This is a genomic window from Buttiauxella sp. 3AFRM03 (assembly GCF_003675305.1).
Taxonomy (GTDB): domain Bacteria; phylum Pseudomonadota; class Gammaproteobacteria; order Enterobacterales; family Enterobacteriaceae; genus Buttiauxella; species Buttiauxella ferragutiae.
This window is the reverse complement of record NZ_CP033076.1, coordinates 24,534-37,133: the sequence shown is the minus strand read 5'-3', so window position 1 is coordinate 37,133 and position 12,600 is coordinate 24,534. Positions and strand designations below refer to the sequence as shown.

26 protein-coding genes and 1 tRNA gene are annotated in these 12,600 nt (G+C 48.2%); 4 read left to right on the top strand and 23 right to left on the bottom strand.

From position 1 onward, the window contains the following. Window positions 1-23: 23 nt before the first annotated feature. The 23 genes from D8682_RS01430 to D8682_RS01320 all read right to left on the bottom strand — a co-directional run bounded on the left by D8682_RS01430 (window position 24) and on the right by D8682_RS01320 (window position 10,376). On the bottom strand, window positions 24-680 hold the full coding sequence (locus tag D8682_RS01430; protein WP_121813293.1) for a putative metallopeptidase: 657 nt from the start codon (window positions 678-680) through the stop codon (window positions 24-26). A gap of 2 nt (window positions 681-682) precedes the next feature. Next, window positions 683-901, bottom strand: a complete 219-nt coding sequence (locus tag D8682_RS01425; protein ID WP_121813292.1) for a hypothetical protein — start codon at window positions 899-901, stop codon at window positions 683-685. Between the two features lie 59 nt (window positions 902-960). Further along, on the bottom strand, window positions 961-1,188 hold the full coding sequence (locus D8682_RS01420; protein WP_121813291.1) for a head fiber protein: 228 nt from the start codon (window positions 1,186-1,188) through the stop codon (window positions 961-963). A 446-nt stretch (window positions 1,189-1,634) separates the two neighbouring features. Beyond that, on the bottom strand, window positions 1,635-2,180 hold the full coding sequence (locus D8682_RS01415; RefSeq protein WP_121815606.1) for a KilA-N domain-containing protein: 546 nt from the start codon (window positions 2,178-2,180) through the stop codon (window positions 1,635-1,637). A 191-nt stretch (window positions 2,181-2,371) separates the two neighbouring features. Beyond that, window positions 2,372-2,902, bottom strand: coding sequence for a DUF2514 domain-containing protein (locus tag D8682_RS01410; protein ID WP_121813290.1), 531 nt, complete (start codon window positions 2,900-2,902; stop codon window positions 2,372-2,374). Then, window positions 2,899-3,378, bottom strand: coding sequence for a lysozyme (locus D8682_RS01405; protein ID WP_121813289.1), 480 nt, complete (start codon window positions 3,376-3,378; stop codon window positions 2,899-2,901). The genes D8682_RS01410 and D8682_RS01405 overlap by 4 nt, the downstream gene beginning before the upstream one ends. After that, window positions 3,379-3,651 carry an HP1 family phage holin gene (locus tag D8682_RS01400; RefSeq protein ID WP_121813288.1) on the bottom strand — a complete coding sequence of 91 codons (273 nt, stop codon included), beginning with the start codon at window positions 3,649-3,651 and terminating at the stop codon, window positions 3,379-3,381. It lies immediately after the preceding gene. 150 nt (window positions 3,652-3,801) lie between these two features. Further along, window positions 3,802-3,879 (bottom strand) — tRNA-Met (locus D8682_RS01395). Between the two features lie 153 nt (window positions 3,880-4,032). Then, complete coding sequence (locus D8682_RS01390) at window positions 4,033-4,845, bottom strand: antitermination protein (RefSeq protein ID WP_121813287.1); 813 nt, start codon at window positions 4,843-4,845, stop codon at window positions 4,033-4,035. Next, window positions 4,842-5,237: a crossover junction endodeoxyribonuclease RusA gene (gene rusA, locus D8682_RS01385; protein ID WP_121813286.1), complete on the bottom strand. Its 396-nt coding sequence runs from the start codon at window positions 5,235-5,237 to the stop codon at window positions 4,842-4,844. The genes D8682_RS01390 and rusA overlap by 4 nt, the downstream gene beginning before the upstream one ends. Beyond that, entirely contained in the window at window positions 5,234-5,524 is a 291-nt protein-coding gene (locus D8682_RS01380; RefSeq protein ID WP_121813285.1) for a DUF1364 domain-containing protein, read from the bottom strand. The genes rusA and D8682_RS01380 overlap by 4 nt, the downstream gene beginning before the upstream one ends. Further along, window positions 5,490-5,684, bottom strand: coding sequence for a protein NinF (locus D8682_RS27395; protein ID WP_121813284.1), 195 nt, complete (start codon window positions 5,682-5,684; stop codon window positions 5,490-5,492). The genes D8682_RS01380 and D8682_RS27395 overlap by 35 nt, the downstream gene beginning before the upstream one ends. After that, on the bottom strand, window positions 5,671-6,039 hold the full coding sequence (locus D8682_RS01370; RefSeq protein ID WP_121813283.1) for a DUF5448 family protein: 369 nt from the start codon (window positions 6,037-6,039) through the stop codon (window positions 5,671-5,673). The genes D8682_RS27395 and D8682_RS01370 overlap by 14 nt, the downstream gene beginning before the upstream one ends. Beyond that, complete coding sequence (locus D8682_RS01365; protein WP_121813282.1) at window positions 6,036-6,212, bottom strand: NinE family protein; 177 nt, start codon at window positions 6,210-6,212, stop codon at window positions 6,036-6,038. The genes D8682_RS01370 and D8682_RS01365 overlap by 4 nt, the downstream gene beginning before the upstream one ends. After that, window positions 6,188-6,751: a phage N-6-adenine-methyltransferase gene (locus D8682_RS01360; protein ID WP_121813281.1), complete on the bottom strand. Its 564-nt coding sequence runs from the start codon at window positions 6,749-6,751 to the stop codon at window positions 6,188-6,190. The genes D8682_RS01365 and D8682_RS01360 overlap by 25 nt, the downstream gene beginning before the upstream one ends. Next, on the bottom strand, window positions 6,748-7,197 hold the full coding sequence (locus tag D8682_RS01355) for a recombination protein NinB (protein WP_121813280.1): 450 nt from the start codon (window positions 7,195-7,197) through the stop codon (window positions 6,748-6,750). The genes D8682_RS01360 and D8682_RS01355 overlap by 4 nt, the downstream gene beginning before the upstream one ends. Then, window positions 7,190-7,510 carry a hypothetical protein gene (locus D8682_RS01350; protein WP_121813279.1) on the bottom strand — a complete coding sequence of 107 codons (321 nt, stop codon included), beginning with the start codon at window positions 7,508-7,510 and terminating at the stop codon, window positions 7,190-7,192. Before D8682_RS01350 ends, D8682_RS01355 begins: the two co-directional genes overlap by 8 nt. Beyond that, window positions 7,507-7,785, bottom strand: a complete 279-nt coding sequence (locus D8682_RS01345) for a hypothetical protein (protein WP_121813278.1) — start codon at window positions 7,783-7,785, stop codon at window positions 7,507-7,509. The genes D8682_RS01350 and D8682_RS01345 overlap by 4 nt, the downstream gene beginning before the upstream one ends. After that, the gene (locus tag D8682_RS01340) at window positions 7,782-8,153 is read right to left on the bottom strand and encodes a hypothetical protein (RefSeq protein ID WP_121813277.1); all 372 of its coding nucleotides are present in this window, start codon (window positions 8,151-8,153) and stop codon (window positions 7,782-7,784) included. The genes D8682_RS01345 and D8682_RS01340 overlap by 4 nt, the downstream gene beginning before the upstream one ends. Further along, a complete protein-coding gene (locus D8682_RS01335; RefSeq protein WP_121813276.1) occupies window positions 8,150-8,878 on the bottom strand; it encodes an ATP-binding protein in 729 nt (242 codons plus the stop codon). Before D8682_RS01335 ends, D8682_RS01340 begins: the two co-directional genes overlap by 4 nt. After that, on the bottom strand, window positions 8,878-9,690 hold the full coding sequence (locus tag D8682_RS01330; protein ID WP_121815605.1) for a replication protein: 813 nt from the start codon (window positions 9,688-9,690) through the stop codon (window positions 8,878-8,880). The genes D8682_RS01335 and D8682_RS01330 overlap by 1 nt, the downstream gene beginning before the upstream one ends. A gap of 78 nt (window positions 9,691-9,768) precedes the next feature. After that, window positions 9,769-10,047 (bottom strand): CII family transcriptional regulator, encoded by a 279-nt coding sequence (locus tag D8682_RS01325; protein ID WP_121813275.1) that lies wholly within the window; start codon window positions 10,045-10,047, stop codon window positions 9,769-9,771. A 113-nt stretch (window positions 10,048-10,160) separates the two neighbouring features. Further along, window positions 10,161-10,376 carry a helix-turn-helix domain-containing protein gene (locus tag D8682_RS01320; RefSeq protein ID WP_121813274.1) on the bottom strand — a complete coding sequence of 72 codons (216 nt, stop codon included), beginning with the start codon at window positions 10,374-10,376 and terminating at the stop codon, window positions 10,161-10,163. Between the two features lie 103 nt (window positions 10,377-10,479). On the opposite strand from D8682_RS01320, the gene D8682_RS01315 reads away from it, so the two are divergent. From D8682_RS01315 to D8682_RS01300, 4 genes are all read left to right on the top strand, one after another. Continuing rightward, on the top strand, window positions 10,480-11,115 hold the full coding sequence (locus tag D8682_RS01315) for a LexA family transcriptional regulator (protein WP_121813273.1): 636 nt from the start codon (window positions 10,480-10,482) through the stop codon (window positions 11,113-11,115). Between the two features lie 227 nt (window positions 11,116-11,342). Continuing rightward, on the top strand, window positions 11,343-11,666 hold the full coding sequence (locus D8682_RS01310; RefSeq protein ID WP_121813272.1) for a hypothetical protein: 324 nt from the start codon (window positions 11,343-11,345) through the stop codon (window positions 11,664-11,666). A 2-nt stretch (window positions 11,667-11,668) separates the two neighbouring features. After that, window positions 11,669-12,145, top strand: coding sequence for a hypothetical protein (locus D8682_RS01305; RefSeq protein WP_121813271.1), 477 nt, complete (start codon window positions 11,669-11,671; stop codon window positions 12,143-12,145). Continuing rightward, window positions 12,138-12,575, top strand: a complete 438-nt coding sequence (locus tag D8682_RS01300; RefSeq protein ID WP_121813270.1) for a hypothetical protein — start codon at window positions 12,138-12,140, stop codon at window positions 12,573-12,575. The genes D8682_RS01305 and D8682_RS01300 overlap by 8 nt, the downstream gene beginning before the upstream one ends. Window positions 12,576-12,600: the final 25 nt, after the last annotated feature.

Below are 12,600 nucleotides of genomic sequence, written 5' to 3'. Positions count from 1 at the left end.
ATCCGTATAAACGAGTATAAAAGTTAAGCCACTTTCATGAGGCAGGTGCCACATGCTCTGGCTATATTGATTTTCGCCACTTCGGCGGGATTACTTGCTGCGTTGACTAATTCCTGCACATCAGCGCTGGCACCGTATCTGCGAACCACGCCAACAAACTCTTCGACATCGTGACCGCGCATGCAAAGCTTTGGCAATCCGGTTTCTTTGTAGAACTTAGGCGCACCAAATTCATCGGACTCTTGAGCTATGTGGTAAAGCTCATGCTCTATCAGGGCACAGAATTCCAGATCAGTGCATTGAGAGCAGAAGTCAGCGGCTAGCGTGATGATGTAAGCTGGTTGATGCCCAAACCAGTCATTCATCTGTTGCTCCATTCTTGCCTTCTGCCAACCACCGGCGCGAAACATAACCTCTTCGGCCTGACCTAGCACCGTCCGGCCTTTTTTGGTGAAACCGTGCTGAGCCCAAAGGAAAGCAATGTCTGCTCCATCGAGGTGAGCGTGATCTGGGTTATGGATAGCTCCAGTGTTGGATATGATGTTCTGATGCACCCAGTCGTAAACCCCATCGGCGGGGATCAGTCTGTTGTACGGATGAAACTCTGCAATGAAAACTTCACCCGGAAGCGGTCTTGACTCACGGGCAAACAGCTCTTGTTTGTCGGTGAGCTTTGCCATTGTTATTTCTCGTCTGCGTAAATAGGAGTGATGTTAAATCCAGCCACCCCAATGGTATTTAGCGCTTTTAGTTGAATGCCTGACTTGTCTCTGAGAATGAGAAAGCCATTATTAAACTCTGGCTCAGGGTCTCGTTGATATCCTTGAATTGGATCCCCGCCGTTACAAACTGCGTCTTGGGTGTATACATCAACCTGCCAATAACTGATCACAAAGGCCATTTTCAGCACATCCCACTTTTCACTCTCGGAGGATTTCTAACCCAGCGAGATATTTATCTTTAAACAATGACACCAGCAGCACGTAATGATGCTATCAGTGCATTCAGCTGAGTGCCTGCGCTTGTGCCATCAGCGGCCACAGTGCAGTTTGCTACCGTTGCAGCCTGCTTTACGCCACCAAGGGTTGCAGGTGCGGCAGGCGGCAATGTATATGCTTCACCATCCACATCATCCATAGTGGCTACTTCTACGGTCTTGCCAGATTGAGCAATTACACGTTTTGGCATCTTGATTTCCTCGGGTGTTTAATCGTGGTTAAAGCCATTAAAAAAGCCACTCGCAAGTGGCCTTTGTGATGACAATAAAACCGTGAAAAGGTGTGAAGCGCTCGTGCAGTTTGTTATGCGAAAAGTTGCCTCACATCAAATTTGCAGGCTTTTCACCATGATTCTTCTATAGTCTTCAGGAGATTTTTCTTACTATTAGTTTTTCTCTGGGAGGTAAGGAAGTTGTTTAAGGTTATTTCCGTTGTAGCACTTTTGCTGATTTCCTTGGTGTGGGGCGCGTTAATTTTTGATATTGAAATGATTTCTCACCCTTTATCTCGGATAACACACTGGTTCGAAGATAGATTTTAGGCTCATTCATACATAGACGAGTTTTAGGAAGGGAGAGCCGTTGTGAAAGTGGCTCTCTAAGCTACTGATTTTTAGGAGGCTCAATTTTGAGCCGGTTAGGCAACCTTCCCTTCCATCAGTGCAACCATATCCGGATCAAGCTGGTCGATAAGTTTCTGTCTGGTTTCGTTCAACAGTACCTTTCTCCCTCCGGAACCCCATTTGCCCATTTTACTGGCGCACTGACTGATATCCTTGGTTTCACCACCAATCAAGTGATCGAGGCGATTAAGCTGATTGAGGATGTCCAGTGACTTAGTCCGACTCTCAATGAATGTGTTGTACACATCAATTTCGAACTCAGGTTTAATCCATGCGGCGTAGCGCACTGCAACCATCTCGACACCCCAAACCCCCTTGCTAGCACCGCCCTCTACAATCAAAAGAACTTGATTTTTTTCATGGGGACGTTTTTGTCCTCTAGTTGCTAGCGCCTGAATAAATCGCCGAACGGAAGCGCTCCGAATAAATTTGCTCGGCTTCTGTGACTCGGTGGCCTCGCCATTTAACACAGCGGCGGCGTGTAAATCGTTCAGGCAGTAACGACCTTCGTTATCGACGCGAACGGGTACGCCGTTTACTACTACGGTTGGATATTGCATAGCGATTACCTTTTAGAAAGATGAGCCTGCTCGCACAGAAAAGCCGCCCCGAGATGGTCGCCACCATATACGGCAATTCTCAGGCTCAGCTTTCTGAAAGACTCGGGATGATTTGCGCTGCGAGGCGCGATGTTTACTGCGGGTATAAAAAAGCCCGACCGAAGTCAGGCTCTGTTAATTGGGGTGACGAATTACTTTGTGTTAGCGACGGCATCGTATGACCGTTCGCATGCCAGGCCAGCTATTCGCCTTTCGTCAGCAGTTGCTGCCAGTTGCTGATTTCGTTCGACAGATTTGCTGAGCACGTCGGCAAGCAATACTCCGGAGTTGGCCCTTGTCGCGCTTGCGTTGGCAATTGCGGAAAGCTTGCTGGTTTCACTTGCTGCGAGCTGACGCCGGATGTTTGCGATGGTGAGTTGCAACCTGTCAGCAGCAGACTGAGCGTTAGCAGCATCAAGCCGCGCTTTGTCGAGTTGAGTTTGTGCATCTGCTGTCACCTGGTTAATTTCGTTCTGGCGTCGCTGTTCTTCGGTGCGCTCTTGTTCTTGTCGTCCAGCGAGCTCGAGAAGGTCTTTAGCATCACGCTTGGCCCATTCAAGTTTCCATTCGCGGTTAGTGTCGAATTCGCCGGACTGGTAGCCGTAGTGATGGAGTGCGTAACCTATGCCGCCGAGTGCTGAGAGCACAAAAGCAATGATGAGTACCTGATATCGGGTTTTCATTTTTGGCCCCAGGTGCAAACCTCATATTCAACGTCGCGCCGATTCATCAGGCCTTTCCATTTCTTCCCGCCCGCATATACCCACTGCTTGAGTCCGTCACACGCCGCCTGGTAATTACCGGCGTTGAGGTTACGCAGCAAGGAAGAGCGTTCAAATGCCGATGCACCAACGTTGAAACTAAAACTGATAAGAGCCGCTTTCTGGTATTCACTGGCTGGTACCTTTACGGAACGCTCAACGGATTTGGCGAATGGCTGAAGGTCTTTGTCGAGAATGGCCTTGCACTCTTTCTCGGTGTACTTCTTGCCGATAATGATGTCTTTGCCAGTGTGTCCGTAACAGACGGTGAGCACGCCAGCGACATCGTAATAAGGTTCGTATCGCACACCCTCAAGGTCAGGTATCAGCACTGCGGCTATAGCAAGAGCGCCAGAACCAGAAGTCGCGATCAGCTTATTGCGTAGAGACGAATTCATTCAAATCTCCCGGGGCGCTTTCTGACTCAGGTCAGCGATAACTTGGGCTGTGGCTGAAGGGTTTTTAACGTCTGTCTTGCTCAGGATGTCTTGCAGTATCTTCGTGCGCTTCATCTGCTCCCGCTTGTTGAGCCGGTATGTGAGGACGCCGAGGATGATGCTAAAGGCGACGCCAATTATGAAGGCCCAATCCTGTAGGGACAGGCTGGCAAAGAAAGCCGCAAGACCAGCACTCCCGTATGAGGCGTTACTGTATCTTTCGTCCATCTTCATAGTTCCTCTCCTCGCGTTGTTGGCGGGAGCTGTGTGAGTTCGGGAAAAGCGCCATCCATGCCACGGCACGTTATCTATGAGTGATATTGGTTGCTGGATGGTTGGCGCTAAATATGAGAAAAGGCCGCTCTATGGCGGCCTTGATTTAATTGGTGGGCCGTGGAGGATTCGAACCTGCCTACCTTTCCCTTATGAGGGGATTGCTCATACCTGATGAGCTTTCGGCCCTGAAACGCAAAAAAGCCCCGCATCAGCGAGGCCTCTTTTTAATCCACCGTAACAATCAGACGGATTTGTAGTGTTAGGATGAAGATTAGTCTTTTTTTCCGCGACATACAATGGTTAATTTCTACCAAAATCCATTTCAGTAGAAATAAATTATCAGTTTGTGACTTTTGACAGCATCAAGTCAGCAATAGCCTCTTCTTTGTGGCATTCGCTAACCAGCATCTCAAAGAATGGCTGCACATGGTCATAGGCAAATGTTTTCTTCACGTCCCATGCCGTTTGGATTGCCTCCAGAACGGTTGAAAACTTAAGCCGGCGGTAACCACGACCGGAGCACTTGTCGCAATCTTCCCAGACTGGAATGCCACCGAGTGCTTCAGTCTTATCCTTGTTCACCACCTTCCCCTTGCCGTGGCACCGGCATGAGTTGCTGACTACCTTCCTACCCTTGCACGATTTACAGACAGCACGCACTACATCGCGCACTTCTCTTTTGTGCTCCCAGTCACCAACACAAACAGCGCGAGACATTTTCGCCCACTCAGGAGCCTTTCCCCATGGGTGGGTTACTTTCATGGTGAAAACTTCGGCCTCTATGAATCCTTCCCCAGAGCAGCATTCGCATTGACGAACACTAGCCGCGCTGCGTGAATAATCCTGATAAGCAAAAGTTGCGAGTATTTGCAGAACCCTTTGCTTAATATCTTCATCAAGTTCTGAGATTGCCCGACATTGCCCTGCAAGGCGCTGTGCGATTTCATAGAGTCCCTCTACTGCTTTATCTGGTGCGCTGATACCAATCTTCGCCAGATACAAATCAAGACCGATGCCGCTTTTAAGTCCTGCAAGACCTAATGCGGCCATCACTTCACTAATGCTCAATGCGTCAGAAGCCGTTGCCCTGGGTGCGTCAGTGATATGTGGTGATTTTGGTGCGAAGCATTTCCCGATCGCTTCAAGTCTCATGCTGCCTCCGATATGTCTTTGATGCTGGGAAGCTCTCCAGTCGTTTCTCTGATGACTAATACCAATTGCCCGCCAAGAACCCGCTGACATCGCTTAATGCGCATGTCGTCAATCTGACCGTCATCCAGCCAGAAGCCAGCACTGGTGAGAGCGTCAAAAACGGCTTTGGGCAAATTGTCCAAATCTCGTTTGCGGTTATCGGGAGGTGCTGCATGGATGGTTACTTTGATGCGGGGTGTAATGCTGATGTCTAACTTTGCTGCCTGGATAATCTGGATAACTTCTTTTCGGTATCGTTTCCCCCATTCGCTGATGTAGTGCCGTCCTCTTGAGTGTCGCCAGTAGCGGTTATTGCTTGGCGGCCAGGGTAATATCAGTTGATAGCTTTTCATGATTTCACCAATCCCTCTTTCAGCCAGATAACCTGAGTTCTCGCCATTCCTTCCAGTGCGCACTCTTTCGCGTATTCGGCGTCTACAACGTGCGTACGGCGATCAATTTCATCGTGGCATGCAGAGCAAGCAACGGTGGCGATAAGGTCAGGAGGTTTGATTCCGGTGCCGCATAAGCCCGGTAACCGGATATGGGCTAAGACTGAGGTTTCTGCGTTGCCGTTACACACTCCAGGAATTCTGACCTGGCATTCACGGCCTCGGGCTGCATTGCGTAGATTCGCCATCGTGCATTACTCCGTGTGGGTCTGTTTCTACATACGCCTCATGAGCGCATTCGTCGCAAAAATAAGTCTCGCCGCTCAACGGCCTTGTACACGCTGCGCAATATCCTGCTGCTGCGTTGCTGTTGCGCTGGTAGGTGGTGATTGATTCAGGACTTAGCATTCAACTCACCAATGCGGTCGGCAAAGCAAATGTCATCGTAATCCTTCGCTTCGGCCTGCGCTTCGTAATGCGCCATTGATACCTCTTCCACCCGGAAGACGACGCCAACTATGCCAGTGCACTGATTGACGTATTCCCCGTCATCTTCGAGAGTTTCATTGATTACTAAATCGACCGTTTCTCTCAGGCAAAGCAACGCGCATTTCAAGTCGATAAAACGCCTTGTGTCTGTCATGCAGGATGTCACGCGATAAGTGAGCTTCTTTGGCCCTTCTTCGCGCTTCTTCTGCTCTCGCTCGATGGCATTTTTAATGTCGGCTAGCTCGTGGTTATTCATTTTTGAATAGTCGGTCATGCTCTAGTCCTTCTCATGCGATCCCATTTAGCGCGCAAGAGGCTGTAGACATAATCAAATGTCTGCACCTGGCTTTCGGTTGGGATTGGTTTGGGTTTGTTGCGGGAACGTTTGGTGGGTTTGAATATGGACGCATCCATTACTGCGACTATGCTGCTCTTTCGCTGGCGCATTCCTCTCTCCCTGCTACTGCGGCACCGTATTCCATCAGCAGGTCACGCTCTACAAAGCTGACATTGCAGACGCCCCGCATGTGCGGATTCCAGATCAGCAGCATTGAACCTTTGTTATTCCCGTTCACTGGTTTACCGGTATTAGCACGGACAAACGAAAGTCGGCCGCCAGTGATAAACCGGATTTCACTGCATGTGCGCTTAGCCTCATTGAACCAGCCAACCGATGTATCAGCAGGAACCAGCATCACCGCGCCATGCTCGTCGCTATCTATCTGCGAGGCTTTGCGTACCCATGGAGTGATGTCACTGTATGGTGGGTTAATCCAGATATAACCAGGCGGGAAATAAATATCCCATTCAGTTTCCAGAGCGTTCTGCTCTTCGGTCAGGTAAAGCGGGTAAAGGTGGCTCGTATCGCTGGCGGCTGCATCACCAACAAAGTGAAATTCTTTGTTTAGCGCGGCGGCTATTTCCGGTGGTGTTTGCCATAAATTGCGGATGTCGATCGGGGTATTACTGCCGGTGAAATCACTCATGCTGCTCTCCTGCGTTTGTCACCAAATCGCTGCTCAAGCTCTTCGGCAAGTTTTGTCTCTTCACTCCACTTAACGCCCCGTTCCGCGCCAAATGCATAGGCACACTCGATAACGTCGACCATTTCCCGGATTGTCATTTTGCTGGTTGAAAGCCCGAGAACGACAAAACCGCCATTGATGCCTGGCACTGTCTTCTGGCCTTTGAGCGCTGCGGTGATGACGTGCTTCCACTCTTCAGGCGTCAGCCAGTTGGCGTACCACTCAACCTGTTTTGAAATGTCAGTCAGCATTGCCCACATTTTGTCGTTTTGAGCGAGCGTTCTGGTCATTTCGGTGATGGTGATAACGAGAGGTCGGTGTAAGTCGGTGGGTAGGTCGCGGATAATCTGGAGTACGTTTTGTTTCTGCGTATCAGTTCTGAGATAAAACTTTGGTTTCTTAGCCATCGCTATCTCCTTTAACGGTTATGCCAGCGGCGCGGACTTGACTTGCGGCATAGTTTCGACCATCAATCCAGCCAGTGGAGTACCCGTCTTTTTCAGGTGAAATCATGTGCTCAATTTCGAATTCGGTGTGACTGGCGATATCTACGACGATTGCGCGGCGGGCGGCCTTCCATGCTTCCCATCGAAGCCTTACATTGAGATTGATGTAGTCGCCCCATTCCATGCAGAAATCAGAGTCATCAGACATAACTGTTTTGCACCAAGCTTCAAACTGCGCCTGGCTGTCTTCAACCTTCAGTGGTGATGTGGTCATTCGTCCTCCAACTTCTTTCTAGCACTGAATTGCGGCACGGTTTCCATATCTACAGAGAAAATTCCAAGACTTTTCCCGCCAGAAAAAATCTCTACATCCATGGGCCAAGACGATTCCCAACCATCATGATTATCAAAGTAATCATCTGCTGCCTTCTCGGCTAAAAAATCAACTTCCCACGGTTCGTGGCACTCATCCAGCTCATAACCCAGAAGGTTATATGCGTTTTCGATGCCAAATCCGCAATCTTCCATTGCATATTGAATTTCACTCACGCTCTCACCTCTCGCAAATACTGATTTAACTGATAGCCCTGCCAGTTGGCGCGGCACTCTTCGAATACTGAATTGCCCGGAGTTGGCTCCATGAAAATAGCTGGCTTCGTCGACTCCTTGCCGAGCTTGTATGAGCCGCGACCGTACATCACTGGCGGGCTGGACTTGTTAGCGGTGTAAGTTCTGATCCCCTTCTTACCCTGGGTGCAGATATTCCCGGCTTTCACCATCTTGGTAATGGCATCAGAAATGTTCTTCGTGTGGCTGCCCATTGCTTTGGCTACATCAGGCATCTTGATGCCGGGGTTATCTTTGATGATTAACCAGAGCTGGTATGCGCGGGATAGTTCTTTGATTTCGGTGGTCATGATTTCACGCTCCGTCGATAGCTGGGCCAGTCAAAGTTAATCCACATGCCGCCGTCCATTGTCATGCGATCCATGATGCGTGGCCCAAGCAACTCAGTTAGTGCTGTAGAATCGAGGTTCGTCAGCATGCCAACAGGTTTCTTGTTCGACAGTCGGCGATCGACAATCTGGAACAGCACCACGTTCTCATTGGTGTTTCCACGCTGCACACCGATGTCGTCCAGTACCAACAGGTCAACGTTGCACAGGTCGTTCATCAGGTCGGACTCGGATAGCTTTGAACCGGTCTGATACGTTTCACGAAAGCGCATCATCAGGTCTGGAACCGTCACAACCAGCACTGACTTGCCATCGCCAAGCAGTGCGTTACCGATTGCCGCCGCCAGGTGATTCTTTCCGGTACCACAGCCACCGCTGAAGATGAACCCGCCGAATCCGGTGCCGAACTTTGCAGCCCACGCCTTGGATTTCGCCAGCGCATGCTGCTGCCCTGCCAGCTCTGCGTTGTAGTTCTGGAATGTGCAAGTGCGGTGAAGCTCCTGAATTCCCGAGCGGCCTAATACGCTTTGCAGTCTGGTAAGTCGATTCTGCTCAGCAATGCGCGCCGCTGTTAGCCGCCCCTGCTCCTGGTGCCAGGCCATCAAATCCGCCGCCGATTCAAACTTTGGCGTTACACCTTCCGGCATCACTGCACGAAGGCGTTTCAGTACGTCGAATGCGCTCATCAGGAAAAGCCCTCAGGTATGTAGTTCATTGGCTTGGATGGTTGCTGGAAGCCTTGCCGTTTGCCTGTATTGGCTTTCGGTGGATACAGGCCTTGATAGCTATTGGCGATGCTGTGGTTGATCACGGAAACAGGGTCATTCCCTTCAGCCAGATATTCCTGAAGTTTATTGAACGCCTTGGTTACGGTGAGTTGCGAGTTGATAGACTTGCGAGATTCTTTCCGGTACTGAACCCATTCCTGCCATGCCGCTTTGTTTAGCCATTCAGGGATATCTACAGCCATCGGATCAAACCCATGGCTTTTCGATTTGGGGACTATAGGGGTATTAGTTTCTTTATCTGTCTTTAGAGTATGTCTTTTGTGTGTCTCTGGTTTAGAGACTCCACTTGTCTCTAGGTTAGAGACACTTAATGTCTCTGGTTTAGAGACAAGATTACTAACTTGGAGACACTTGCTGAATTGCCATGCTGAAACCTCCTTGTTTACACCGATTCTGCTTCCGTCCATTAACAGGCAATTCATTGAAAGCAGTTCTTTTTTTGCCTTATTTACGTTCTGCCGTGACAGTCCGGTAATGTGAGCTATTTGCTCATCAGCAATGCGATCTGTTTTCTTGTTGAAGCCATATGTTTTTCGGACGTATGCCAGCATGACCTTCAACTGCCTGGCTGTTAAATCGGCACTTGCGATAGCTTCCAGCAGCTCGTTAGCGATACGGGTATACCCATCATCGATATCTGCCACTCTTCGCTCCACGACCCTCAAGTCGGGCCTGATTGGTGAAACATTATCGAGTGCAGGCTCAGCCATGGCTTCTACCTCCACTGTTTACACATCCAGCTATTCCTGGCATAATTACTCCTGTAATTTGATGGGCATTGAATTGCACTAGGCCTCGAAACTGTTGACGCAGTTCGGGGCTTTTTCTTTTGTCAGCATTCGGGCAACCTTCTTAGCCAGATCCGCCAACTCATCGTCTTCAACCCCCCATTCCAGAGCAGCCAACAGCATCGACATGCGAGGCAGTAACGACTCTTTCCAGCGGGTGATTTGCGACTTATCAACGCCGATTGATTCAGCGATGTTTCCTGCGCCACGAATAGCTATCTTGCTCAATAACTTGCTTTCAATTGCGCGGGCTTTATTGCGGGTGGTTGTAATATCCATTTGTGATACTTCCTTTGTTGAATAAGTAGTTACGTGACAAAGCGGTGAGCATGTCACTTTGGGTTTCCCCACAATGGCGGGGACGAGTTCAGCGTTTTAAAGAGCGGTGGTGCTTATGCTGCTTTGTTTCCTAACTTCCCGTAGAGCAACCAAGAAGGGTCACACTTTAGGGCGATTGCGATCTCAAACAGGAAGCGCGGTCGTTTAGTTGCACCTGATTCAATCTGCTGAATAGACTGCTGCTTAATTCCGGCTTTTTGTGCCAGTTCCGCTTGAGTCAGATTTAGCTCTGAACGCTTTTGTTTGAGGCGTTCTGAAATGGTTTCCATATTGCCTCCTTGACAAACTATCTTGTATTTTACAGACAAGAAACCTTGTTTGTCAATTACAGCTTTTCTTGTGAACATTGGAGGGTGTTTAATGAGGTGATTTATGAATATTGGCGAAAGAGTAAAACTGAAAAGGCTAGAGCTTGGCTTATCTCAGGATGAGTTAGCGGCTAGATCAGGAACGACACAGCAATCAATCGTTAATGTTGAAACAGGGAAAACTAAGTCACCACGAAATATTTTGGAGTTAGCCAAGGCTTTAAATGTCAGTCCTGAATACCTAAAGGATGGTGACGGCTCAAGTAACATTTCCTATATTGGCGCGCGGGAAAGCAAGGGCCACTACCCACTAATAAGCTGGGTAAACGCAGGGGGCTGGCTTGAGGCTATCGAGCCTTACAGGAAAGAGGATATTGACGTCTGGCCTGAGACTACAGTTAACGCAAGTGATGGGGCTTTTTGGCTTAGAGTGAAAGGTGATTCAATGACATCGCCTGTAGGATTTACAGTTCCTGAAGGGATGATAATTCTTGTAGATCCTGAAAAAGAGCCTGTCAGCGGGAAATTAGTTGTCGCCAAGCTAGAGAGTGAGAATGAGGCAACATTCAAGCAATACATGGTTGACGCAGGGCGCACGTACCTTAAGGCTCTAAATCCACATCACCCTCCAACTATCATCAATGGCAACTGCAAGATAATCGGAGTTGTCGTGGATATTAAGTGGGAACACATCCCGTAGCAGTGGCCTGAGGATATCTTCGAGTAAATGTAAAATCAGTCTCTTAATCGCCATATCCCGTAAAGAATGGCGGACAGATGTATTTGAAAGGTTTGAACCCGGCGTGGCCTTTGGTTCCAGTTAACGGGAACTGTAAGACCATTGGCGTAGCCGTTGAGACTAAATTGCGACTGGTTTAATAAAGCGCAAAGCCTTCTTCAAGGTATCAAGATAACAAAGGGTTAAAAATGCCACATCAAGAAAGTGATAAAGACAAGGATGTAGACGATATAAACAGCACCAGGTCAATGTCGGTGACCAGGGAGGATTTTGTTGAATTTTTCACTAAATATGAAAAAAAGCATGGAGATCTTGTTTGCCCACTATGCCAATCCTCAGTGTGGGGGCTTCCATCTCGGGAAGATAGTCCTGAGCATTTAGCCATTGTGACTCTGCCAATACCTTTTAGCCCAGGGAGAGGTATGTGGGCATATCCGATCATATGCAAAGAATGCGGATACATTGTTACATTCGCAGCAAATAAAGTATCAGCTGTGATTAAGGGTGTATAATTATGGCAATAATGTGCATGGACTCATTTTCAATTGAATTGACAGCTTGTTCCGTGAATAAAGAGATTGTTGCGCCACCAGTTGAAAATCATTTTGGTGATTCCATCTTTATCCCTTTTGATGTATCGTTCATAAATTCATCACGAAAATCAACAACTGTTGCGGGTTATAATACATTGCTGCTTCTAGCTGCTATGTTGGTGGCATGTTTAGGTTTAATTATCTGGTTTATAGGGGGTAGATTCATGTACTACGTCCCGCTCTATATCTCTCTTTTACCGGTAGTATACTGGCTCGTGAAGATCGCTTATGCATTTGCTCTTTCCAGATATTCATTACCTGATTCTATAATTTTTTCAAGTGGTTATGAAAAAAGTGGCGTTGCCACTGCGGTAAAGATAAAAGATGGGGCCAGTTATCTAGAGGCAACGCTCGCTACTTCGAAAAAGATAGAAGAGAGATGTTCTCGCCATGAATAGTGGGTCAATAAAGAATGCAGGGAAAAGCACACTTCCGTTTATAATTGCTAGTGTTATTTGTGGTTACGCTAACGACAGCATCCCAGCAATTTTCCCTGAAGGGGATTTGAGAAATTGGGCATACCGCAGCATTCCATTTCTGTCAATTTGCGTACTCTTTTGCATAAGAGTGATTAGAGACGTTGGCGCGATGTCGGTATCGCAAATCATTTTCTCCGTTTTTTGTGCTAAACCAGAGAAGAAGACGCTCAGAATTACTATTGATGATACTTATGCCTCGGAAGATAGTCGTAAATTAGCCCGGGCAAGATATGATGAAATTATTCGTAGTGAAATGAACATGAATGCCAAGCTAATGAATTATTTAAGTAAATGGTTTAAGCATACTCCCATCTCACCTGAGCTTCCCTCTCAAAATCAGAAAGATTAATCTAACCCCGGCCACCGAGCCGGGT